The 22,316-nt window shown below is 38.0% G+C and carries 24 protein-coding genes and 1 pseudogene; 7 read left to right on the top strand and 18 right to left on the bottom strand.

Annotated features, from left to right (window positions below):
• Positions 1-172: 172 nt before the first annotated feature.
• Complete coding sequence (gene ald, locus H5968_RS21195) at positions 173-1,264, top strand: alanine dehydrogenase (RefSeq protein WP_137668626.1); 1,092 nt, start codon at positions 173-175, stop codon at positions 1,262-1,264.
• An 821-nt stretch (positions 1,265-2,085) separates the two neighbouring features.
• Positions 2,086-2,550 (top strand): hypothetical protein, encoded by a 465-nt coding sequence (locus H5968_RS21200; protein WP_187041536.1) that lies wholly within the window; start codon positions 2,086-2,088, stop codon positions 2,548-2,550.
• An 82-nt stretch (positions 2,551-2,632) separates the two neighbouring features.
• Here the strand turns inward: H5968_RS21200 and H5968_RS21205 are convergent, their stop codons facing one another.
• The 4 genes and pseudogenes from H5968_RS21205 to H5968_RS25875 all read right to left on the bottom strand — a co-directional run.
• On the bottom strand, positions 2,633-3,031 hold the full coding sequence (locus tag H5968_RS21205; protein WP_187041537.1) for a nuclear transport factor 2 family protein: 399 nt from the start codon (positions 3,029-3,031) through the stop codon (positions 2,633-2,635).
• A 648-nt stretch (positions 3,032-3,679) separates the two neighbouring features.
• Positions 3,680-5,083 (bottom strand): histidine--tRNA ligase, encoded by a 1,404-nt coding sequence (gene hisS, locus H5968_RS21210; protein ID WP_187041538.1) that lies wholly within the window; start codon positions 5,081-5,083, stop codon positions 3,680-3,682.
• A gap of 212 nt (positions 5,084-5,295) precedes the next feature.
• Positions 5,296-6,717 carry an aldehyde dehydrogenase family protein gene (locus tag H5968_RS21215; protein ID WP_187041539.1) on the bottom strand — a complete coding sequence of 474 codons (1,422 nt, stop codon included), beginning with the start codon at positions 6,715-6,717 and terminating at the stop codon, positions 5,296-5,298.
• A 41-nt stretch (positions 6,718-6,758) separates the two neighbouring features.
• Positions 6,759-6,926, bottom strand: a pseudogene (locus H5968_RS25875) (nitrilase); the annotation flags it as partial.
• A gap of 164 nt (positions 6,927-7,090) precedes the next feature.
• On the opposite strand from H5968_RS25875, the gene H5968_RS21220 reads away from it, so the two are divergent.
• From H5968_RS21220 to H5968_RS21230, 3 genes are all read left to right on the top strand, one after another.
• Positions 7,091-7,261 carry a hypothetical protein gene (locus H5968_RS21220; RefSeq protein ID WP_187041540.1) on the top strand — a complete coding sequence of 57 codons (171 nt, stop codon included), beginning with the start codon at positions 7,091-7,093 and terminating at the stop codon, positions 7,259-7,261.
• Between the two features lie 140 nt (positions 7,262-7,401).
• On the top strand, positions 7,402-8,265 hold the full coding sequence (locus H5968_RS21225) for an oxaloacetate decarboxylase (RefSeq protein WP_187041541.1): 864 nt from the start codon (positions 7,402-7,404) through the stop codon (positions 8,263-8,265).
• A gap of 120 nt (positions 8,266-8,385) precedes the next feature.
• Positions 8,386-8,514, top strand: coding sequence for a hypothetical protein (locus H5968_RS21230; RefSeq protein WP_255427218.1), 129 nt, complete (start codon positions 8,386-8,388; stop codon positions 8,512-8,514).
• Between the two features lie 21 nt (positions 8,515-8,535).
• On the opposite strand, the gene H5968_RS21235 is transcribed toward H5968_RS21230, so the two are convergent.
• The 5 genes from H5968_RS21235 to H5968_RS21255 all read right to left on the bottom strand — a co-directional run bounded on the left by H5968_RS21235 (position 8,536) and on the right by H5968_RS21255 (position 12,336).
• Positions 8,536-8,880, bottom strand: coding sequence for a hypothetical protein (locus H5968_RS21235; protein ID WP_187041542.1), 345 nt, complete (start codon positions 8,878-8,880; stop codon positions 8,536-8,538).
• A 297-nt stretch (positions 8,881-9,177) separates the two neighbouring features.
• Positions 9,178-9,444, bottom strand: a complete 267-nt coding sequence (locus tag H5968_RS21240; RefSeq protein ID WP_187041543.1) for a hypothetical protein — start codon at positions 9,442-9,444, stop codon at positions 9,178-9,180.
• A gap of 140 nt (positions 9,445-9,584) precedes the next feature.
• On the bottom strand, positions 9,585-10,769 hold the full coding sequence (bioF, locus tag H5968_RS21245) for an 8-amino-7-oxononanoate synthase (RefSeq protein WP_187041544.1): 1,185 nt from the start codon (positions 10,767-10,769) through the stop codon (positions 9,585-9,587).
• A gap of 170 nt (positions 10,770-10,939) precedes the next feature.
• Positions 10,940-11,593: a Holliday junction branch migration protein RuvA gene (ruvA, locus tag H5968_RS21250; protein ID WP_187041545.1), complete on the bottom strand. Its 654-nt coding sequence runs from the start codon at positions 11,591-11,593 to the stop codon at positions 10,940-10,942.
• On the bottom strand, positions 11,590-12,336 hold the full coding sequence (locus H5968_RS21255) for a sucrose-phosphate phosphatase (RefSeq protein WP_187041546.1): 747 nt from the start codon (positions 12,334-12,336) through the stop codon (positions 11,590-11,592). The genes ruvA and H5968_RS21255 overlap by 4 nt, the downstream gene beginning before the upstream one ends.
• A gap of 294 nt (positions 12,337-12,630) precedes the next feature.
• On the opposite strand from H5968_RS21255, the gene H5968_RS21260 reads away from it, so the two are divergent.
• Positions 12,631-13,401 (top strand): Uma2 family endonuclease, encoded by a 771-nt coding sequence (locus H5968_RS21260; RefSeq protein ID WP_187041547.1) that lies wholly within the window; start codon positions 12,631-12,633, stop codon positions 13,399-13,401.
• An 86-nt stretch (positions 13,402-13,487) separates the two neighbouring features.
• Here the strand turns inward: H5968_RS21260 and H5968_RS21265 are convergent, their stop codons facing one another.
• The 8 genes from H5968_RS21265 to H5968_RS21300 form a co-directional block, all read right to left on the bottom strand.
• The gene (locus H5968_RS21265; protein WP_187041548.1) at positions 13,488-14,045 is read right to left on the bottom strand and encodes a Uma2 family endonuclease; all 558 of its coding nucleotides are present in this window, start codon (positions 14,043-14,045) and stop codon (positions 13,488-13,490) included.
• 262 nt (positions 14,046-14,307) lie between these two features.
• Entirely contained in the window at positions 14,308-14,658 is a 351-nt protein-coding gene (locus H5968_RS21270) for a hypothetical protein (protein ID WP_187041549.1), read from the bottom strand.
• 203 nt (positions 14,659-14,861) lie between these two features.
• Positions 14,862-16,505: an acetolactate synthase large subunit gene (locus tag H5968_RS21275; RefSeq protein WP_187041550.1), complete on the bottom strand. Its 1,644-nt coding sequence runs from the start codon at positions 16,503-16,505 to the stop codon at positions 14,862-14,864.
• 122 nt (positions 16,506-16,627) lie between these two features.
• The gene (locus tag H5968_RS21280; protein ID WP_187041551.1) at positions 16,628-17,995 is read right to left on the bottom strand and encodes an NAD-dependent succinate-semialdehyde dehydrogenase; all 1,368 of its coding nucleotides are present in this window, start codon (positions 17,993-17,995) and stop codon (positions 16,628-16,630) included.
• 126 nt (positions 17,996-18,121) lie between these two features.
• Positions 18,122-19,003 carry a ribosome biogenesis GTPase YlqF gene (gene ylqF / locus H5968_RS21285; RefSeq protein ID WP_096569666.1) on the bottom strand — a complete coding sequence of 294 codons (882 nt, stop codon included), beginning with the start codon at positions 19,001-19,003 and terminating at the stop codon, positions 18,122-18,124.
• Positions 19,004-19,279: 276 nt separating this feature from the next.
• Positions 19,280-19,645, bottom strand: coding sequence for a VOC family protein (locus H5968_RS21290; protein ID WP_137669546.1), 366 nt, complete (start codon positions 19,643-19,645; stop codon positions 19,280-19,282).
• 110 nt (positions 19,646-19,755) lie between these two features.
• A complete protein-coding gene (locus H5968_RS21295) occupies positions 19,756-20,973 on the bottom strand; it encodes a M20 family metallopeptidase (RefSeq protein ID WP_187041552.1) in 1,218 nt (405 codons plus the stop codon).
• A complete protein-coding gene (locus H5968_RS21300) occupies positions 20,948-21,193 on the bottom strand; it encodes a hypothetical protein (RefSeq protein ID WP_187041553.1) in 246 nt (81 codons plus the stop codon). The genes H5968_RS21295 and H5968_RS21300 overlap by 26 nt, the downstream gene beginning before the upstream one ends.
• Here H5968_RS21300 and H5968_RS21305 point away from each other — a divergent pair.
• Positions 21,181-21,525, top strand: coding sequence for a hypothetical protein (locus H5968_RS21305; RefSeq protein ID WP_187041554.1), 345 nt, complete (start codon positions 21,181-21,183; stop codon positions 21,523-21,525). The two genes, H5968_RS21300 and H5968_RS21305, sit on opposite strands and share 13 nt — an antisense overlap.
• Here the strand turns inward: H5968_RS21305 and bioD are convergent.
• Positions 21,423-22,100: a dethiobiotin synthase gene (gene bioD / locus H5968_RS21310; RefSeq protein ID WP_187041555.1), complete on the bottom strand. Its 678-nt coding sequence runs from the start codon at positions 22,098-22,100 to the stop codon at positions 21,423-21,425. The genes H5968_RS21305 and bioD overlap by 103 nt on opposite strands.
• Between the last annotated feature and the right edge of the window lie 216 nt (positions 22,101-22,316).

Here is a 22,316-nt window from a genome sequence, read left to right on the forward strand (position 1 = left end):
ACTGCGGTTTTGAAATAGATAGGGATCTAAACGCTGCAATTAATTTATCGCGTCTGGCTAAGGCGTGAAAGTCTACTGAGGGATAACCGCTGCCATGCTCCCGTTGAAGTAGAAAGTAAAGTCTAGTTTTGTCTAGGTTTTATATAGCAGGTTAATTAGAGGTTATAAATAAATGGAAATCGGTGTACCTAAAGAAACTAAAGATCAAGAATTTCGGGTGGGTTTGAGTCCTTCTAGTGTGCGGGTTCTCACGGAAAGCAGTCATACTGTGTTTGTAGAAACTATGGCTGGTGATGGTGCTGGATTTACAGATGATGATTACCGTAGTGCGGGAGCAAAAATTGTTGATACAGCAGAATCTGCATGGCATCGGGAGATGGTTGTTAAGGTCAAAGAACCTTTAAAAACAGAGTATAAGTTTTTGCGAGAAGACCTGTTATTATTTACTTATTTACATTTAGCGGCTGATCGGCAATTAACAGAAAATTTGATTGATGCTGGAACTTGTGCGATCGCCTATGAAACTGTAGAACAACCAGGAGTAAATAGACTACCTTTGCTCACGCCCATGAGCATTATTGCAGGACGGTTAGCTGTACAATTTGGGGCAAGATTTCTAGAACGTCAACAAGGTGGTAGAGGTGTACTTTTAGGCGGTGTACCTGGAGTTAAACCTGGTAAAGTCGTCATTTTAGGCGGTGGTGTTGTGGGAACAGAAGCCGCTAAAATTGCTGTAGGTATGGGTGCTGGAGTACAAATTTTAGATGTCAATGTAGAACGGCTATCTTATTTAGAAACTTTATTTGGTTCTAGAGTAGAATTACTTTATAGCAATTCTGCCCACATTGAAACCGCAGTTAAAGAAGCTGATTTAGTCATTGGTGCAGTGTTAATACCAGGTAAAAAAGCACCTATTTTAGTATCTCGTGAATTGGTGAAACAAATGCGTCCTGGTTCGGTAATTGTGGATGTGGCTGTTGATCAAGGTGGATGTGTGGAAACATTACACGCCACATCTCACACCAATCCAGTATATATTGATGAAGGTGTGGTACATTATGGCGTTCCTAATATGCCCGGTGCTGTACCTTGGACTTCTACTCAAGCTTTAAATAATAGTACCTTGCCTTATGTTGTGCAGTTGGCTAATTTGGGTGTGAAAGCTTTAGAAGTTAACCCCGCTTTAGGTAAAGGTTTGAATGTGAAAAATCATCGTTTAGTACATCCTGCTGTACAAGAGGTTTTTCCTGACTTGGGTAAATAGGTGACAGGTGACAGTTTGCCTGTTGCTGTTTTTCTTTTGTTTGCGCGAGGGGGTGGGTGTAAAAAATGGATGTTGTCAAAAAATGCCTGTATCTCTTGATAGGCTTGACTTTGAGGCTATTCATGTTCTCTAGACCCTCGCGCACCTTACACAGACTGGGTTTCAGCCTCCTGCTATTGCAATTCAAATTAAGTAAGTCGGCTTGAAAAAACCGAGGTATGTTACAAAAGGTAAATCCCCTGAAAGTCTCTTCCCTCTTGCCTTTTGCCTTGCCATAACGATAAATTTTAACGCCTACCTACTTACTCCCTATTAGGGATTGAAACTTAAAATATTGCCAACCTCTGCTTTCATTGGCTAATAAATTGCAATTCAAATTACTCCTATTAGGGATTGAAACAAATTATTTTCTCTGTCTAATTCCTTTTGATGGTTCAAATACAAATTGCAATTCAAATTACTCCCTATTAGGGATTGAAACCACCTATTGCATACATTTCCTTGCCCCTATTTTTTTACCCCCCTTATTTTCTCAAATTATTGCCACATCTCATCTTCAACCGTCTTGTCACCCGTTAAGGATGCTCCCATTAATTCTGGAAGGTTCTGCTTTCAATAATAGCAGATGCAGAGCCTCTATGATGGCATTCCTAGTCGGATACTGGGAAAGAGAGACGAGAGAACGGCTAAAGGCGAAATATAAGCAATTTTTATCTATTTTTTTATATTTCTCTTGTTAATGAATTGAGAAAAATTTGGTTACAAGAGCAAAAATTAAGAGATGATAGAGTTGATTGTATTAAAGGAAGATAATTGTCACCATGAATCAATTATTAGATGAATCACTGTCTTTGCAAATTGCCGAAAGTATCAAAAGTAAAGCGAAAAAACCTTTTGATAATGCTTATAAAGCAGTTTTAGTAACTGAGGGTGCAAAGTATGTTCAAGGTTTTATAGTTTTTAGTGGTCATCCATTCAAACCTGTTGAACACGCTTGGATTGAGTTAGAAAATGTAATTATTGATCCGACTTTTCCTCATTTAAAAAGAAAAGCAGAGAACATTTGGTATTTTCCTGCTCAAAGTTTGACGGTGAAAAAGCTGAAAGCAATTATTGAAGAATCAGAAGAAGATTATCCAGAAGATGATCCTTTACCCATTTATGGTGATGCACCTTATGAATATTATGGGGATGTAATGTTAGGTGATCAAAAATATTTGGATGCTTATCAAGCTGCTGAGGTTAAATGTCGAGAAATTAATGGTTTAGATGCTGAAAAAAATTAATATTAAATAGGAGTCAGGAGTCAGGAGTCAGGAGGGGAGGAAAAGTTTTTGAATAATAACTAATGACTAATAACTAATGACTTTAATACGATTTACCATCACTACCAAAGTATTCTCTGTAGCTGCAAATTTTATCACCGCGCACATCAAAGGCAACTGCAACCCGATTTTTATAAGGTTGTCCAAATAAGTTGCCTTCATCACGAAATTCAAAAATAACTGTTTTTTCGTTGCGGGTAATATTGTCTAAAGAAGTTAGCTTTAGTCCTGGTTTAAAAGCTTCAGAAACATATTCAAAAAATTCTTTTGCTCGTTCTTTACCTGTATTTAAACCTTGAAATTTACCCATTGGAAACCAAAAGGTAAAATCATCGGTAAGCATATCAAGAAAATTTTGCCATTCACCGGTTTCTAGTCCTTGTTTAAAATGCTCAAATGCTTGTTGAGCAGTTTTTAAAGTGTTTTCTGATGTATTCTTCATTGATGTTGTTATCAATTATCAATTATCAATTATCAATTATCAATTGATAAAAGAAGCGATCGCAGTTCCGTTATAGTTTTACTTGATAGTTTTACTATGGTTGTGCGATCGCCCTAATTAATTGATACCTAGCCAAAGGAATCAATTCATCAATTATTATATTTCTGATCTTGTGAATATTGGATGTAGTGTTATACCCATCAGGTGTTTCACCCCACGTTGATAATTTACAGCTATTTTCAGGTAAATAAACCACATTTTGATTTAGGTTTCGCGTCAACAATGTAGGGGCGTTCGCGAAGCGTGCTGGAAGCATCAGCATTCGGACAATTAATTATCGGTTTTTACCTAAGACTATCATCCGAATGCTTCGCCCTTACTGTGGTCTAAAGATATGAAAACTTTGCGTAGGGGTAATTCATGAATTACCCCTACTTTCGTTCCCTTTCGCGTAAGATTATCTATCTTCTTCTCTTCGTGTTCTACCCTTCGGGAACACCTTTGTTGAAAGATTTTTCGTGGTTCATTATTTAGCAATGTCCAATAAAATTAAAATACTGGACATTGCTATTAATTTTATTGGAAAAAGCCCATCAACTTGTCGAATAAACCACGTAAAAAGCGCATAAACGAAGGTTTAGGTACTTATTACACTGATGTAATTATACCTAACCTTTGTTTAATTTCTTCAGCTAAATTTGCTAAAGCAACTTCTATTTGTTCACCTGTTTGTAAATCTTTGAGTGATGATTTTTCCGCTGCTGCTTCATCAGCACCAATGATCACACAAAATCTAATTCCCTGTTTATCTGCGGCTTGAAATTGTTTACCCAATTGTTTTTTATCAAAATTGGTAACAACGTTAATTCCTGCTTGTCTTAATTGTTGTGATACCTTTAAATAAACAGGCATTAAATCTTCCTGCATATTCACTACCATTACCTGCGCTGGTGTGGGTGGTAATGTATTCAAAATCCCTGCTTTTAACAAGCGACTAATTAACCGCGTTAAGCCGATAGAAATGCCAACACCCGGCATTTTTTCCCCTAAAAACATTCCTACTAATTCTTCATATCTGCCACCAGAACAAATACTACCTAAAGCTTCATGTCCAATTAAACTTGTTTCGTAAACAGTTCCTGTATAATAGTTTAAACCACGAGCAATAGATAAATCAATACAGAAACGTTTATCAGCAACTCCTAAATCTCTGACTCCATTAATTACGGTTTCTAGTTCACTGACTCCTAAATTAAATTCTTCGGCTGATGGTAAGTTTAAACCTAGATATTTGAGTTTATCTAAGACATCATCAACGCTACCATCAATTTTGATAAACTCAATGATTTTCTCTGTTTGTTCTAAAGAAATACCTTCTTTTTCTAATTCTTGTTTAACTTTCGCTTCGCCGATTTTTTCTAAGTTATCAATGATGCCAATACAAGCTTTAATTTGGTTTTCAGCGACTCCTACAGATTGAAAGAAACCAGTGAGAATTTTTCGGTTGTTGATGCGAATGACAAAATCACCGATATTAATAGCTTCAAATATTTCGGTGATAATTGCTGGCATTTGGGCATCATACAATAAACTGAGTTTACCACGAGCCACAACATCAATATCACATTGGCGAAACTGCCGAAACCGTCCATCTTTTGCTCGTTCTCCCCGAAAAACTACATCCATTTGATAACGCGCAAAGGGAAAAGTTAATTCATTTAAATGCCGGGCAATATAAGCAGCAAAAGGAACAGTTTGATCAAATTTTAAAGCTCTTGCTTCTGAACCTGTTTCCCCAGATTTATCTTTTTCTGCTTGGCGATTTGGTGGTAAAATTGGATCAATACCATATATTATATTATCACCTTGATTGCCCTTGGCTTGCAGCACTTCTAACCTTTCTACTGCTGGGGTTTCAATGGGTGTAAAACCATAACTTTCAAAAACTTTACGAATTATATCTAATAAATATACTTCGAGACGCTTTTCGCTGGGAAGAAATTCGGGAAAACCGCTAGGAGTGGAAAAGTTGATTTTGTCGCTTTTTGCCATGCTTTTACCTTGTTGGTGAATAAGTAGTTATCATACTAAATTACAGCTATTTTCAGGTAAATGAACCACATCGTGATTTTGGTAATTGGTAATTGGTAATTGGTAATTGGTAATTGGTAATTGGTAATTGTTAGATTTCTTTCTGTAACCTGTAACCTGTCACCTGTCACCTGTCACCTATCACCTATCACCTATCACCTATCACCTGTCACCTATTCTGAATCATGAAACCACCAAGGATCTTTACTGGTGTTCATTTTAATCAAAAAGGCTTTTTTTCTGAGGAAGCGTTTTAAACCAGCAGGACCCATGCGCGAAGCTCCTAAACCAGAAAATTTAAAAGCATTTTTTTCTCCTTCGTGCATTATAGCTGTTAAACCGGCATCATTAATACTAATAGCTCCTACATCTAATTGCATTCCAATTTCTAATGCTAATTCTGCTGATTCTGCAAATATAGCAGCACTCAATCCATAAATAGAATCATTGGCTAAATCTATGGCTTCTTCTATACTAGAAAAAGGCATTATTGGCATAATTGGACCAAAGGTTTCTTCGTTCATGATTTTCATAAAATGGTGAACGTTGGTGATTACTGTGGGACGACACCACCAACCACCACCTATTTCTTCTACTTTACCACCACAGTGAATTATTGCTCCTTTGTCAACGGCATCTTTTAAATGTTCGTTAATAATTGCTGCTTGTTTTTCAGAAATGATTGGTCCTATTTCTCCGCTTTCAATTGTAGGATAAGCTAGTTGCAAACGATGGGCTTTTGTGACTAATAAATGATAAAATTCTTCATATATAGATTCAGCTACATAAATTCTTTCAATTGATAAACATGATTGTCCTGTGTTGACGACAGAACCCCAGACAATTGCGGAAGTTGCTAAATCTAAATCTGCTGATTCTAAGACAATTGCGGGATCTTTTCCACCTAATTCTAAGTATGCGGGAATGAAGTTTCTAGCGGCAGTTTCTGCTACTACTCTTCCTGTTTCTACACTACCTGTAAAACAAATTAAATCTACTTCTTCTATTAAAGCCGCTCCTGTTTGTCCTGCACCTTCGACAAAATTTAAGGCATCTCTTAAATGGGGAATTGTGTTTAATGTTTTCGTTAAAGGTGCAACAAACCGGGGTGTAATTTCACTCGGTTTTACTATCACCGCACAACCAGCTAATAAGGCGGGAATTGTATCAATTGTAGATAATAAAAGGGGAAAATTCCAAGGGCTAATTACACCAACTAGGGGGTAAGGAACAGCAGTTTGATGTAAAGCAATAAAGGGAATAGATGTATTTTTGGCGGTTTCTTGTAATAGCTGGGGGGCTAAATTACACCATCTATCAATGCTATTTAAAAAAGAGTCTATTTCTAATATTGATGTTGCTAATCTACCTGTATCATTGACCAAGGTATCTGTTAATAATTTGCGTTCTGTTAATATCGCTTGTTTCCATTGTTTTAATGCGTCAATTCTACCTTCTATACCGATTTCTTGCCAAGCATTTTGTCCCCTACGGAGTCGATGACATTGCTGAGAAAGCAATTTCGGGGGTGGGGGAATGATGACATAATCAAATTTACCTGTGCGGGGGTTGCGGACTTCTATGGGTTTTGTCATTGGCAGGAACAGGGACTAGGGATTAGAGAATTATTTATTCTTCAAATTATGCCTAAATTGGTGAGACGTTCAATAGTTTGTTTTTGTGTTTGAATGCAATGTTTTCGATCTATATTACCATCCAGCATGGTGTTAGGGGGGTAAAAATGTGAATTGATGTAACTTTGGGCGTAACGTTCCAAGCATTGACGGGAAAGTAAATTATTTAATGGAAATTATTGTTATTGGTCATATCTTGGTAATGAGTAATTGGTCAGTAGGTTAGAAAGTGGATATATCCCCGACTTCTTGAAGAAATCGGGTATCTGTTTTTAGGTTATCATAATATGAGATTTTATAGTAGATATTGACAACCATTATTTCATAAACAAATATGAACTTAAATTTACCTATCCTTAACCAAATCGCTAACTGCAAAAACTTACTCATTGGGGGGATGGGAGGAGGTTTTGATATTTTCTGTGGTTTACCGATTTACTTTGATTTGCGAAGTTTGGGAATAAAAGCTCATCTTGCTAATCTGAGTTTTTCTAACATTCAGTAAATGCTCAAAATTATGCAAAAACGACCACGAAGAATTGCAGAGAAAATTCCTTTACCTTAAATTATTATAACTGACGAAAAATATCTATTAAACCGTGAAATTAAGGTATTATTAAAGATGTTCACTGTATGATTTTAGTGATGTCTACTTCTCAAAAATTGCGGGAATTACTCGCAGGTTCGGAAATTATTGTTATTCCCGGTGTCTATGACTGTCTGAGTGCGAAGTTAGTAGAGAAAACGGGTTTTCCAGTTGCTGCTACTAGCGGTTTTGGTATTGCTGCTTCTACCTTGGGTTTACCTGATTATGGTTTTCTCACTGCTACGGAAATGTTCTATAGTGTGGGAAGAATAGCTCAATCAATTAATATACCATTAATTGCTGATTGTGATACTGGTTATGGTAATGCTTTAAACGTGATGCGGACGGTAAAAGATGCGGTACAAATTGGTTTAGCGGGCATAATTTTGGAGGATCAAGAATGGCCTAAAAAATGTGGTCATTTTGAAGGTAAGCGAGTTATTTCTATGCAGGAACACGCGGGAAAAATTCGTGCTGCTGTAGATGCTCGTGGTGATAGTGATTTGGTAATTATAGCCCGAACTGATGCACGCGCACCGTTGGGTTTAGAAGCAGCTATTGAACGGGGAAAATCTTATATTAATGCGGGTGCAGATGTTTTGTTTATCGAAGCTCCCCAATCTGTGAGAGAATTAGAAATTATTGCTGATTCTTTTCCTGATATTCCTTTAGTTGCTAATATTGTGGAAGGTGGAAAAACACCGGAAATTACAACCGCAGAATTACAAAGTTTGGGTTTTAAAATTGTCTTTTTTCCCTTGACTGCGCTGATGGTTGTCACTGAAGTAATGAGTAATTGTTTTCAACATCTAAAAGAACAGGGAAATACAGCTAATTTATCGGGTTTGATGGGTTTTCAAGATTTTCAAAATTTGATGGGTGTTCCTCAATATTTGCAAGTTGAAAAGAAGTATAAAGAGTAAGTTGGTGATTGGTGATTGGTGATTGGTGATTGGTGATTGGGAAAAATTAACTTTTAACTATCACCACATTGATCAATCTTTGGAGTTAGACTAAATAAGAACAGCATACAGTGATTAATTATGGTTAACTCTCCTTTAGTTTTAACAACTATCCCCACTGATACTTGGGTAGAAGCAACTTGGGAAGATTTTCTCACTTTTGCAGTTCAAGGAGTCAGGAGTCGTAGGGGCGAAGCATTCGGAAAATAGCCTGTGATAAAAATTGATAATTTATCGTCCGAATGCTTCGCCCTTACAGGAAAATAGCCTGTGATAAAATGTGATAAAAATTGATAATTTATCGTCCGAATGCTTCGCCCTTACAGGAAAATAGCCTGTGATAAAAATTGATAATTTATCGTCCGAATGCTTCGCCCTTACAGGAAAATAGCCTGTGATAAAAATTGATAATTTATCGTCCGAATGCTTCGCCCTTACAGGAAAATAACCTGGGACAAAAATTGATAATTTATCGTCCGAATGCCGATGCTTCCAGCACGCTTCGCGAACGCCCGTACAGGAGTCAGGAGTCAGTGGTTTGACTTTGCTTTTTCCTTCTGCCTCCTGCTTTGTCATAACGACAATTTTTCACACCCACTTGGTTAACTTTTGTAAATTTGAGAACTGGGGAAAATACAGCTTTTTAACTACCAATATCCTTAATATTTCGTTGTTTGCGGGATTGTAACGGAATGTTAAGAACTTTGATAAGTTTGGCGCAAGCAGCTATAAAGATTTACATTTAGTAATGTTCTGTGATTTTGAGAAAATGTTGGTTTTTTGGGTTGACATCTGGGAGTTTTTCGGTTAAATTATTTTTATTGGCTGGAAACAGCAATCTGTACCAAGAAAATTAAATACTGACTTTGCTTGTTACATCTTTGTTTCCGTAGCTTGGCGCAAATGCCCTTTGAAAGCTAAATGTAACAAGGTTTCCGTGAGTATAGGGTTTTTCATAACCTTTTCCCCGCAAGGGGATGGAAACCATTCCTCAGCCTTGGCCTCTTGAAGAACCTGTTCTTTTTCTTGTTTTTCATAACCTTTTCCCCGCAAGGGGATGGAAACATTTGATAAGCTTTTTAAATATGAAATGTGCCAAAAAAGTTTTGCACCCTCATTTTCGCAATAAACCCTAGCCATTCTCAAGATTATTGCTATAAATTCTCAACTATTTAACGAGTTTTGGTTTTTTCAGCGATTGATATTGACATACACTTTTTTTCTGGTATGATCCAAGGGAGTTATATATCTTCCAATAACCAGCAGGAATTATTTTCTAACTACACTTCTTTTAATACACTTCCTAAACTATTCACTAACTTATTAATATGCTCTTTTTCATGGGTTGCCATAATTGTAACTCTAATACGACTTGTTGGTACTGTGGGAGGACGGATGGCAGGAGCAAAAATACCCGCTTCCTTTAGCTTCTTACCTGCTGTTAAAGCTGTAGCTGCATCAGGTAATTGAAAACAGAAGATCGGAGATTGGGAAGGTAAGATTTTTAAGTTAAGTGTTAACTTAGTTAAATTTTCCGTAACCAAATGTTTTAAATAATCAACATTTGACCATAATCGCTGACGGCGTTCTGGTTGTTGTTGTACTATCTGAATTGCTGCTAAAGCTGCTGCTGTGTCTGCTGGTGATAGGGCAGTAGTGTATATCCAACTAGGTGCGCGGTTTTTGAGAAAGTCAATTAATTGATGACTTCCCGCCACATAACCGCCTAAACTTCCCAAAGCTTTGCTTAACGTGCCAACTTGGATTAACTCTCTGCCTGTACAACCAAAATGATCCACACAACCCGCCCCCGTTTTTCCCATAACTCCGGTAGCGTGTGCTTCATCTATCAGCAGCATACAACTATATTCGTCTGCTAGATCCAACAGTTCTGGAAGAAGACACAAATCACCATCCATACTAAAAACGCTGTCGGTGATAATCAAACAACGTCGGTATTTTTGACGTTCTTGGTTTAACTTTGCCGTCAACGCCAGAATATCACAATGGGGATATTCTATGATGGTTGCACCGCTAAGAATTGCCCCATTTTTTAAACTGGAATGGTTATATTGATCTGATAAAATTAAATCTCGCTTTCCCACCAAAGCAGTAATTGTACCGAGATTTGCTAAATAACCAGAACTAAATACTACAGCGTCTTGTGTTTGTTTGGTAGATGCGATCGCCTGTTCCAATTCCCTGTGTAATTCCCGATGTCCAGTGAGTAATCTAGAACCAGTGCTGCCAGTACCGAATTGTTGAATAGCTTGAATAGCAGATGTTTTTAAATTTTCATCTGCTGCTAATCCCAAATAATCGTTACTAGCAAAATTAATCACCTCTTGCCCAGATAACAGCACAACCGCACCGGGTAGACTGCCAATAGTTTGTACAGAACGATACCAATCAGCCCGATGAATAGTTGTTAGTGATTCCTGTATCCAAGCGTAAGGATTACTCATTTTGGATTTTAGATTTTAGATTTTGGATTTTCTAATTCCCAAGTCCCAATTTTCAACACAAATAAACAGATAATTTACTGATGACGCACGCAAAATACCTCTGTAACCTTCTTTCCTTTGTGTCCTTTGCGTACTTTGCGGTTCGTTAAAAAGACCAAAGCTGTCACCTGTCACCTGTCACCAGCCATCTGAACTACTTCACTACTGCTAAGATGAGCGATCGCTTGTTTAATCCAATCCTCCACATAGGCATCTTTAGTTAAACCGATATCTTCGCTAACAACGTGCAAAGCATGACTAACTTCATGGGGAGTGTAACCCAAAGCAAAGAGAGTCATTTGCACTTCTTCCAAAATACCTGGTGCTGGACCACCGGTAGCCACAAAAAACCCTGCTGACTTACGCCACTCAATCAGTTTACTTTTGAGTTCTAAAGATAAGCGTTCAGCAGTTTTCTTACCCACACCAGGGGTTTGAATGAGCATATTAATATTAGCAGCAATGATCGCCTGTACTAACTCTGGTAATTCCAAAGTATCCAAAAGAGCGATCGCTAAAGCTGAACCAATACCACTTACAGACAGCAGGTGACGAAATAAATCTCTTTCCGCAGGGGAAGAAAACCCATAGAGTACAGGAACTTCTTCCCGAATCTGGTAATGGGTAAAAATTTGTACCACATCACCAGTATTACTTAATTGGTTAGCGAGACGTTGGGGGATTTGTAAATCATACCCAATGCCATTTACCTCTAACGTGAGAATCGTGCGATTCGCGCTAACCGTTTGCACACCAGCCACAATACCTTTGAGATAGCTTATCATTTTAGGAACTTAAAGTATTTTAATCCTTCCATAATCCCCGCAGCACAATGCTTTTGTGCTAAGTAACGATATTCAGCAGGATACTGATTGTGCCATTGTAGTAATTCTGGTCTAGCATTACCGACAATGATACCCCGTTCCTCACCTACTGCGAATAAAGCAATATCATTACCTGAATCACCACAAACAACAGTCTGCTCGGCTGCAAATTGCCACTTTTGTCGTAGAAACTGCATTGCTTGACCTTTATCGCTGGTAAGGGGCAAAATGTCAAGGTCTATACCGCTACTATAAATTAATTTAATATTAAGTTGAAGTTTTTGCAATTCTGCCTCAAGTTGTGGTATAATACTTGCAAGTTTTTCTTCTAAGAAAAAACTGACCTTAAAAAGACGTTGTTCGGATTCTGGTTGTAATTCCAATTCGGGGAATTTTTGGGTAATCTCCAGTATAGATTCCCTTTGCCATCCGGGAGCAAGAATTTTTGACCATTGGGGATCGGGAGTATCGCTACCATCGAGATAAATTTCCGTACCCACAGATAAAACCAGTGCATCAGGTGGGATGAGGTTCTTTTCCTGTTGCAATTCGCGGTAGAGAATCGGAGAGCGACCTGTAGAGTAGACTATTTTTGTACCATGTTGTTGACGATGATTTTCGAGGCGATCGCTCAATTCTAGCAAAGCTTGATCATCACCAACAAGAGTATTATCTAGATCAGTTACAAATAAAAACTTAGTCACAGCGATATCCTCAACTTGCGTGCTTATTGACATCAATACTTGGAAAGATTATCGCAGACTGAGGAAAATTTAACATTTTTTATCAGAAGTGAGGAGTCAGTAAGGGTGTAGCACTGCTAAACCCGTACAGGAGTCAGAATATTTATTTATGACAGGAATCTATAAAAGCAACTTTTTTGATCATAATTCCATCAATTATCTTCTTACTTTGCACTTTGCTTCTTTGTGCATTTGCGCGAAACTTTAATACCAAGTATAATTAAAATAACGCTATTGAATAAGTGAATAAAAATCATGACTGAACAACTTTTAGACAAAGTTGATGATCACTATATTCCAGATGCTAATTTACTGATTACAGAAGACGATACACCTGTGGATAACTTTCCATCTGCAAAACAACAACGACTTTTAGTTAGTTCGCTTTACAGTGATTTAGAATTACAACCTTGTTTAATAGAAGCCAACGTAGGAATTTATCATACCGATGGAGAACCTGCAATAGTACCCGATGTCTTTATTAGTTTTGATGTGCAAACTCCCGAAGAATGGTGGAAAAAACAAAATCGTTGTTACATGGTGTGGAAATTTGGTAAATCACCAGAATTAGTCATGGAAATAGTTTCTAACCAAGAAGGGGAAGAACTCACCAAAAAACTGAAAATATACGAAAGAATGAAAGTCAACTATTATCTAGTTTACGATCCGAATCAAGAACTAGGAGAAGAAAAATTACACATTTATCAATTAGTCGGTAGACATTATGCAAAAACCTCAGAAACCTGGTTATCAGATATTAACTTAGGTGTGACATTTTGGGAAGGAGAATTTGAAGGGAGAAATGATATTTGGTTACGTTGGTGTGATCAACAAGGAATGGTAATACCTACAGGTGATGAACGTGCTGCAAGGGAGAAATTAGAAAAAGAAGAAGCACAAAGACGCGCCCAAGAAGCCGAAAATCGCGCCCAAGAAGCCGAAAATCGCGCCCAAGAATCTGAAAACCGCGCTCAATTATTAGTGCAGAAATTGAGAGAATTAGGAGTAGATCCTGATACAATTTAAAAGATGTTGGTAACGGGTAATGGGTAATGGGTAATGGGTAATGGGTAAATAATTATTTCCTATTTCCTATTCCCTATTCCCTAACTTTAAGGAATACCCGCTTGTTGAAAAATTTGTTCTGCTGAAATTACCAAACCTGGAAATAGAGAATCTTCTAAACTATCATTACCCCGTTTTGTTTGGGGACGTGCATCAGGATAAAATATAGTGACAGTTTTCGCTTTCGGATCTATTACCCAAACCCTCATTACACCTGCATCTAGATAATTTGTAGCTTTGGCACTCATTTCTCCAAAAGATTGATCAGGTGAGATAATTTCTATTACTAAATCTGGGGGAATAGGACAAGGTTCATTTTCAATGACATCACTCAGAAAACGGGAATAAGAAACATATAATAAATCTGGAACAGGGACCCAATCTTTACTGCAAAGTTTTAAAATAACTGCCCATTCTATACCTACTTCCCCTTTATTTTCTGCCCATTGTGTGAGAATTAAACATAATGCAATAGTTAATCGAGAATGGAATCTTTTTGGTGACATTTTTGGTATTGCTTCCCCGTTAACTAATTCATAAGTGATATCCTCTTCTGCAAGGTTGAGAAATTCTTCTAGTGTCAGTTGATGTTTAATAGCAATCATAAGTTTGTCAGAATGATAATATCCAGGATTTTAGGATTTACAGGATTTGGTTTATCTGTGCTTATCGGCGTTCATCCGCGTTCTATTTTTGATATTTTTTATTTTTTATTGATGGTAGATAACTTTTTTTAACGAACCACAGAGGCACAGAGGACACAAAGAAAAAATTAAAGTTAGTGAAGTTTAGATGTCTGCTTTTTTGGTTAATCTTGATTATATCAGATGTTATTTTTAAGGATATAAAATAACATCCTGTACATCCTTAAATCTTAGATATCATCTCAACTTCACTTGATAACCCACCAAATTCATTTTCCTCGTTCATAAACTTATCAAACAAATCAAAAAATTTATTTAACCCATCCGTTTCATCAACAGAATAAAATAAAATGATATCAGCCCAAGACTGAGAAGATTTAATATTATATCTTGACTGTATCCATTGTTGAAACCTATTCAAAGTTTCTTCCTGTTCTTTGAGAGGAAAACCCAAATCATTTCTTGCACCTATATAACCATCTAAAAATGCTTTTATTCGAGTCACATAAGGTTTACCTAAATACATTCCTGGACGGGATTTAATTCTTTTCATTAATTCATAAATATCAGTCATAATTTACCTCTTTGATTAAAAAAACTAAAAATATTCTTCCGTAATCTCAAAATCTTTACCTGCTAATTTATTCTCGTTCCCATACTCTGTATGGGCATGAATAATTGAAGGCTCTGCCTTCTGCTGTATACTAGAGTCAGAGACTCTATATAGCATTCCCAGTCAGAGACTGGGAACGAGTTGAATCACCAATTACTAATCACTTAAATCTCACAACTTAACTCATCAGCTTTTTGCGTAAACTTGCGATTTTCTCGATAGTCTACCCTACAATCTATAACAGCAGGGACATCTTGAATTAAAGCTTCTTTTAAAACAGGAATTAAATCAGTTACAGACTCAACGCGATAACCTTTTAAACCCATACTTTCCGCCAATTTAACAAAATCAGGATTTCCAAAATGGACAAAAGCAGCGTTACCTTTACCAAATTGATTTTCCTGTTTCCACTCAATTAAACCATAGCCACCATCATTAAAAATTAAGGTGACAAAAGCAGTACCCACTCGCAAAGCTGTTTCTAATTCTTGACAGTTCATCATAAAACCACCGTCACCGGTGACAGCGACAACTTTATGATTGGGATAGACTAATTTAGCAGCTAAAGCGCCAGGAATAGCAATTCCCATTGCGGCAAAACCATTAGAAATAATGCAAGTGTTCGGACTATGACAATGATAATGTCTAGCCATCCACATTTTATGTGCGCCGACATCAGAAATTACAATATCATCGGGTCCCATTACCTGCCGCAAATCATAAATTAATTTTTGTGGTTTAATGGGAAATCCATCATCATTGGCATATCTTTCATAATCTGCGCGAATATTTGGACGTAAACTAATAGCATAAGGATTAGGTTTACCTTGTCTATCAGCGACTTTTAAAATTTCATTCAGTGCATCAGAAATATCCCCTACTACTTCCACTTTGGGAATATAACTACTATCAATTTCTGAGGAAGTAGCTGCAATATGGACAATGGGAATATTACCTTCAGGATTCCATTTTTTAGGCGAAAATTCAATTAAATCATAACCAATTGCTATGACTAAATCTGCATGATCAAAACCACAGGTGATAAAATCTCTTTGTTGTAATCCTACAGACCATAAAGCCAAAGGATGGGTATAGGGAATTACTCCTTTACCCATAAAGGTATTAACAACAGGAATATTTAATTGGGTAGCAAATTGGGTGACAGCGTCACTAGCTTGGGCGCGAATTGCTCCATTTCCTACTAAAATGATCGGGTTTACTGCTTGGGAAATAACCGCAGATGCAGCGCGAATACTAGCAAAAGCTGCATAGGTTTTTTCAATGTGATCTCTTTGTAAAGGTTTGCCTTCTACAGGCATGGCTGCAATATTTTCTGGTAAGTCAATGTGAACAGCACCAGGTTTTTCTGTTTGCGATCGCTTGAAGGCTTTTCTGACTACTTCTGGTGTAATACTCGGTCTAACTATCTGTTTATTCCATTTAGTAACCGGGGCAAACATAGCCACCAAATCTAAATATTGATGAGACTCAATGTGCATTCTATCTGTTCCCACCTGTCCGGTAATAGCTACTAATGGCGCACCATCCAGGTTAGCATCAGCTACACCAGTCATTAAATTAGTAGCACCAGGACCAAGAGTAGAAAGACAAACCCCCGCCTTACCAGTTAACCTCCCATAAACATCGGCCATGAATGCAGCACCTTGTTCATGACGAGTGGTAATAAATTGAATGGAGGATTTTTTTAAAGCTTCTAAAACGTGCAGGTTTTCCTCACCAGGTAAACCAAAAACGTACTGTACACCTTCATTTTCTAAACACTGTACCAATAATTCAGCAGTATTCATGATTATTTCCTCAAAGTAATAATTAAAGGAGTCAGGAGTCAGGAGTCAGGAGGAAGAAGAAAGAATGAATTTTTAAACTTTTGCCTTTTGCCTTCTTACTGTCACCTGTCACCTGTCACCTGTCACCTCATCCAAACTGTCTTGATATTCACAAATTCATGAATACCTTGAATACTTAACTCTCTTCCATATCCAGAACGTTTAATACCCCCAAAAGGTAAACGCGGATCAGATTTAACCATGCCATTAATAAATACTGCCCCGGCTTCAATTTCTTGAATGAGGCGATTTTTTTCTGCTTCATTATTTGTCCAGGCACTTGCACCTAACCCAAAGGGTATATCATTAGCTAATTTGATCGCTTCATTAATATCCCTAACTCGGAATAATAAAGCCACTGGTCCAAAAAATTCTTCCTTTGCAATAGGATGTTCTACCGGGATATCTATAATAATAGTAGGTGGGTAAAAATTGCCAGGTTGATCTTTTAAAGCATTACCACCTGTGAGGACTTTAGCACCATTTTCTACCGCAATTTTCACCTGATTTTCTAAATCTTGGAGAATATCGGGTGTTGCTAATGGTCCAATATCTGTATCATCAGCCAAAGGATCACCGATTTTCAAAGTTTGAAATTTTGCTAAGAGCATTTTTTCAAACTCATCGGCAATTTGATCAGCAATAATAAACCTTTTAGCTGCGATACAAGATTGACCATTATTGATCATTCGTGCTGTGACTGCGGTGGCTACTGCTAATTCTAAATCAGCACTTTCTAAGACTATAAAAGGGTCACTTCCCCCTAATTCTAAGACAGTTTTTTTAATTTGTTTACCAGATGCAACCGCTAAAGAAGCACCTGCGGGTTCACTTCCAGTTAATGTAGCAGCTTTGATCCGATCATCTGCCATTAAATCAGCTACTTTTGTAGCACCTATTAATAATGTTTGAAAAACTCCTTGGGGAAAACCTGCACGGTTGATAATATCTTCTATTGCTAAGGCACATTGGGGGACATTAGAGGCGTGTTTGAGTAAACCTACATTGCCCGCCATTAATGCCGGTGCTGCAAACCGAAAAACTTGCCAAAAAGGGAAATTCCAGGGCATAACGGCGAGAATAACCCCCAATGGTTGATATTTTATGAAGCTATGACTTGCATCGGTTTTAACTGAGACATCAGCTAAGAAACTGGCAGCATTTTCGGCATAATAACGACAAACCAGGGCGCATTTTTCCACTTCTGCGATCGCAGATTTTAAGGTTTTACCCATTTCCAAGGTCATGATTTTGGCAAAATCAGCCTTTTCCTGTTCTAAAATATTCGCTGCTTGGAGTAACCATTGCGATCGCTCCTCAAAACTTGTCTGACGATACTCCTGAAAACTTTGTTGGGCTAATTCCACTTTAGCCGCTATTTCACCATCCTCAAGCGGTTCAAATACTTTCAGAGTTTCCCCCGTAGCGGGATTAATGGTAGCAATAGCCATTCCCTGATCTCCTGTTAAAAACTAACTTCAGGTAGTTTCCTAGTGTTACACACATTCACGATAGCAGCTACTATCAAAATTGGGTGTTGCTTAACAAAGGCAGGAGATATGGAAACCGTTGTCAAATCAATGTGGTGGAATTTCTAAAGGTATATTACCTAAAAGTCCTTTGCGAAAATCGCTAACTAAAGTTCTAGCAGCGCGTTCAACATCTCCTTTATAACGATGTTCTGCGAGAACGTGCAAATATTCTTCTCCTGTGTGAATAATAGAATCAACTTCGTAGCGTGAAAGTAATGGGTGTGGTGGTAATAAATGAGGATGGCTTTCTTGCAGTTCGTTTAAAATATCTACAAAAGCAGCCGCCACTAATTGATTATCATAGGATGCTTCGCCAATATCATCACAAATTGCTAATTTGACTGCGGCTGCTTGATCATCTAATCTAGCAGGAATAACACCAGGTGCATCTAATAATTCTAATTGTTCAGAAATTCTCACCCATCGTAGTTGACGAGTCACTCCCGGACGCGCTGCACTTTCAACAACTCGCTTTCCTAACAAACGGTTAATTAATGCTGATTTTCCCACATTTGGAAAACCAATGACGACTGCACGGACAGGACGGGGTAACATTCCTCTTTGTTTTCGGCGTTCATTCAATTCTACCCCTGCTGCTTGCGCTGCTTTAGCTATGGCTGTGATACCTTGACCATGTTGAGCATTAGTAAAATAAGGGACTTGTTCTTGGCTTTTAAACCATTCTACCCACAGCGATCGCACTTGGGGGTAAATCATATCTAAACGGTTAATTACTAACACCCGCGACTTACTCCCCACCCATTCATTCATTTGCGGATGGTTTGTAGCTAAGGGAATACGTGCATCCCTCACTTCTAATATCACATCTACCCTTTTTAACTGTTCTTTGAGATTTTTTTCAGCTTTGGCAATGTGGCCAGGATACCATTGAATAAGATTTAATTTGTAATTTTGTGTGATGGACATTGGTGATTGGTGATTGGTGATTGGTGATTGGTGATTGGTGATTGGTGACTGGTGATTGGTGACTGGTGACTGGTGATTGGGTAAAAATAACTAATAACTAATAACTAACAACTAATAACGTAAGTTGCTAGTTATGCAAGAAAGGCTCTCAAATCGAAGTAACAAGGATAAGTAGATAGCAATAAAGCAGGGAACACAATCATAATTCATTCTTTTTCCTGACTCTTGACTCCTGACTCCTGACTCCTGACTCCTATTCCTAACTAGCAACTTGGGTTAATAACCTTGATGTAATATTAAACGATTGCCATCGGGGTCATAAGCGTAAATTTCTCTACCGTGGGATGCTATAGAAATCTTTCCCGGTGGGGGATAACCTAAAGATGTGAGGTGTGCGATCGCATTTTCTAAATTACTCACTTCTATACACAAACTTAGCGGACTTTTGCTATTGCTTACAAATTCTGATTCATCATTTTTCTTTGGTTTAAATATACCTAAAGTTAAACTCAGGATGTTAAACTCTGCATAAACATTAGGTATCATCTTTTTTGGTTCTTGTTCTAGTAACTGAATATAGAAATTTACCAATTGATCAAAATTTACCGTGCCAATGGTGACTAATACATTATTATATTCCATAAATGAATAAATTATACAAATTTTATAAAATTATTATAAAATTATTATAAAATTATTAAAATTTAGGAACAGGCAAGATGCCTATCCCACAATTATCACATTAGATTAGATTAGTTCAAAAATTTCTCGACACATCTAACAAAGATTTCTACACCCATAGCTAACGCTGTTTCATCAAAATCAAAACGCGGATGATGATGAGGATAATTTAATTTTTTCTCAGCATTGGCAGAACCTAAAAAGAAATAACAACCAGGAACTTCTTGCAGGAAAAATGACATATCTTCACTACCCATAATTTGACATTCTGGGATAATATTCACAGGTGTTTCTACTACTGTTTCTGCTACACTTCTCACTAACTCTGCTATTTCTGGATCATTAATGACTGGAGGATAAAGATTGACATATTCTAAGTCATAATTAGCGCCATGAGTTTGACAAACTCCAGCAATAATTTGTTCAATCCGTTTTTCAAAAAATCCTGCTAAATCAGTGTTAAAATATCTGATAGATCCACTCATCCTTGCTGTATCAGCAATTACATTCATTCTTGTGCCGGCGTGGAGTTCACCTATTGTCACTACTGCTGATTCTAAGGGGTTGACGTTCCGCGCTACAATTGTTTGCAAGGCGTTGACAATTTGGGCTGCAACTACCACTGAATCAACTGTTTGATGAGGTAGCGCACCATGTCCACCTTTGCCTAAAATTGTACAGTTAAAATAGGAGATAGCTGCCATAAAAGCACCTGGACGAACTCCGACAATCCCCACTGGCAGATCATTCCACAAATGTAAACCGATCATGGCATCAACATCTGGGTTTTTCAAGACTCCAGCTTCAATCATCGGTTTTGCACCACCTGGGCCTTCTTCTGCGGGTTGGAAGATGATTTTTACAGTACCGCTGAATTCTTGACGATGTTGTTGTAAGTAGTATGCTGTACCCATTGCGATCGCTGTATGTCCATCATGTCCGCAAGCGTGCATCACTCCATCATGCTGGGAGCAATAAGGTACTTCATTTTCCTCTTTAACTGGCAGAGCATCCATATCAGCACGGATACCTAAAACTTTATCAGATCCAGATTTTTCACCTTTGATAATAGCCACAATGCCAGTTTCCGCAATACCGGTTTGATGTTCTATTCCCCAACTTTGCAACTTTTGGGAAATATACTCAGCAGTCAGTTTTTCTTGAAAACCTAACTCTGGTTTTTGATGTATGCGTCGTCTCCATTCTATTAACTGCGGTTGTAAAGCACGAATTTGTAACCGCACATTAGCAAGATTTTCAGTATTAGAATTTGGGATAGTAGAAATCATAATGGGTAATGGGTAATTGGTAATTGGTAATGGGTAATGGGTAATTGGTAATTGGTAATTGGTAATTGGTAATTGGTGGTAATGGGTAATGGGTAATTGGTGGTAATTGGTAATTGGTAATGGGTAATTGGTAATTGGTAATTGGTAATTGGTAATGGGTAATTGGTGGTAATTGGTAATTGGTAATTGGTAATTGGTAATTGGTAATTGGGTTATTCATCTTCCCAGTCACCAGTCACCAGTCACCAGTCACCAGTCACCAGTCACCAGTCACCAGTCACCAGTCCCCACTCCCCAGTCACCAGTCACCAGTCCCCACTCCCCAGTCCCCAGTCACCAGTCCCCAGTCACCAGTCACCAGTCACCAGTCACCAGTCCCCACTCCCCAGTCACCAGTCCCCAGTCACCAGTCACCAGTCACCAGTCCCCAGTCCCCAGTCCCCAGTCACCTACAATAATCTTTCCCAGTCTAAATTAGATCCAACTTCCGCTAGTTGTACTAGGTTATTTGGATCTTCTAAAAAAGGTAAACAACCTAAAACGGGGATGTGAGTAAATGATTCAATTAACTCCGGTGGTGTTAAGTCAGCTATTTCCTCATCAAACCGTGGTTGTGTACAATTAAGGACAATTCCCTTCAAATTTATCTTAGCCTGTCTTGCCAATGCTACATTAGCCACAGATTGAGCGATCGCACCCAATCGCACAGGTACAACTAAAACCGTAGGTAAACGCCATTCACCCGCTAAATCAGCTACCGTCAATTCATCCGTAACTGGTGAACCTAACCCTCCCAAAGATTCCACCAACAAAAAATCACTTCGTTGTTGCAACTTTAACAAAGTTTGCCAAACCAAACCTAAATCTATAGTCCGATTTTCCTTAGCAGCGGCAATGGGTGGCGCTAGAGGTGCTTGAAAATACAAAGGCGTGAGTTCTTCTGGAGTCTGACTTAGTGTAAAAAGTGACTGATATAACTCCTTGTCACCCTCCCCAGATTGAATGGGTTTCATAATCCCCAAGCGGCTTTGAGGGCGATATTTTTGCCAATAGGCTGCTAGAGCGGTAGTCAAAAAAGTTTTACCAGCCCCCGTATCAGTTCCTGTAATTAGTAATGTGTTTGACAATTTATTTACGAATAATTACTGTAAATGAAAAAATTTAGCCCAACCGGAAAATAGCTGGACTATCTTTAATTTAGCGTTAATCGCGCTAATTACTAGGCGTAATTTCTGGTGTGAGAGTAGTTTCCGGGATGGGATTATTTTCTGGTAAGTCTGTACCGGGTGTTTCCGTGAGTGTGGGGGTGGGGGTTTCGGTGGGAGTTGAGGTTTCGGTAGGGG

The organism is Sphaerospermopsis sp. LEGE 00249 (genome assembly GCF_014299995.1).
GTDB classification, from domain to species: Bacteria; Cyanobacteriota; Cyanobacteriia; order Cyanobacteriales; family Nostocaceae; genus Sphaerospermopsis; species Sphaerospermopsis kisseleviana.

What these genes read in the sequence shown, in the direction of transcription:
- ald (WP_137668626.1), top strand. Translation starts at nt 173, where the DNA reads ATGGAAATCGGTGTACCTAAAGAAACTAAAGATCAAGAATTTCGGGTG.
- H5968_RS21200 (WP_187041536.1), top strand. Translation starts at nt 2,086, where the DNA reads ATGAATCAATTATTAGATGAATCACTGTCTTTGCAAATTGCCGAAAGT.
- H5968_RS21205 (WP_187041537.1), bottom strand. Translation starts at nt 3,031, where the DNA reads ATGAAGAATACATCAGAAAACACTTTAAAAACTGCTCAACAAGCATTT.
- hisS (WP_187041538.1), bottom strand. Translation starts at nt 5,083, where the DNA reads ATGGCAAAAAGCGACAAAATCAACTTTTCCACTCCTAGCGGTTTTCCC.
- H5968_RS21215 (WP_187041539.1), bottom strand. Translation starts at nt 6,717, where the DNA reads ATGACAAAACCCATAGAAGTCCGCAACCCCCGCACAGGTAAATTTGAT.
- H5968_RS21220 (WP_187041540.1), top strand. Translation starts at nt 7,091, where the DNA reads ATGAACTTAAATTTACCTATCCTTAACCAAATCGCTAACTGCAAAAAC.
- H5968_RS21225 (WP_187041541.1), top strand. Translation starts at nt 7,402, where the DNA reads ATGTCTACTTCTCAAAAATTGCGGGAATTACTCGCAGGTTCGGAAATT.
- H5968_RS21230 (WP_255427218.1), top strand. Translation starts at nt 8,386, where the DNA reads ATGGTTAACTCTCCTTTAGTTTTAACAACTATCCCCACTGATACTTGG.
- H5968_RS21235 (WP_187041542.1), bottom strand. Translation starts at nt 8,880, where the DNA reads ATGACAAAGCAGGAGGCAGAAGGAAAAAGCAAAGTCAAACCACTGACT.
- H5968_RS21240 (WP_187041543.1), bottom strand. Translation starts at nt 9,444, where the DNA reads ATGGCTAGGGTTTATTGCGAAAATGAGGGTGCAAAACTTTTTTGGCAC.
- bioF (WP_187041544.1), bottom strand. Translation starts at nt 10,769, where the DNA reads ATGAGTAATCCTTACGCTTGGATACAGGAATCACTAACAACTATTCAT.
- ruvA (WP_187041545.1), bottom strand. Translation starts at nt 11,593, where the DNA reads ATGATAAGCTATCTCAAAGGTATTGTGGCTGGTGTGCAAACGGTTAGC.
- H5968_RS21260 (WP_187041547.1), top strand. Translation starts at nt 12,631, where the DNA reads ATGACTGAACAACTTTTAGACAAAGTTGATGATCACTATATTCCAGAT.
- H5968_RS21265 (WP_187041548.1), bottom strand. Translation starts at nt 14,045, where the DNA reads ATGATTGCTATTAAACATCAACTGACACTAGAAGAATTTCTCAACCTT.
- H5968_RS21270 (WP_187041549.1), bottom strand. Translation starts at nt 14,658, where the DNA reads ATGACTGATATTTATGAATTAATGAAAAGAATTAAATCCCGTCCAGGA.
- H5968_RS21275 (WP_187041550.1), bottom strand. Translation starts at nt 16,505, where the DNA reads ATGAATACTGCTGAATTATTGGTACAGTGTTTAGAAAATGAAGGTGTA.
- H5968_RS21280 (WP_187041551.1), bottom strand. Translation starts at nt 17,995, where the DNA reads ATGGCTATTGCTACCATTAATCCCGCTACGGGGGAAACTCTGAAAGTA.
- ylqF (WP_096569666.1), bottom strand. Translation starts at nt 19,003, where the DNA reads ATGTCCATCACACAAAATTACAAATTAAATCTTATTCAATGGTATCCT.
- H5968_RS21290 (WP_137669546.1), bottom strand. Translation starts at nt 19,645, where the DNA reads ATGGAATATAATAATGTATTAGTCACCATTGGCACGGTAAATTTTGAT.
- H5968_RS21295 (WP_187041552.1), bottom strand. Translation starts at nt 20,973, where the DNA reads ATGATTTCTACTATCCCAAATTCTAATACTGAAAATCTTGCTAATGTG.
- H5968_RS21300 (WP_187041553.1), bottom strand. Translation starts at nt 21,193, where the DNA reads ATGAATAACCCAATTACCAATTACCAATTACCAATTACCAATTACCAA.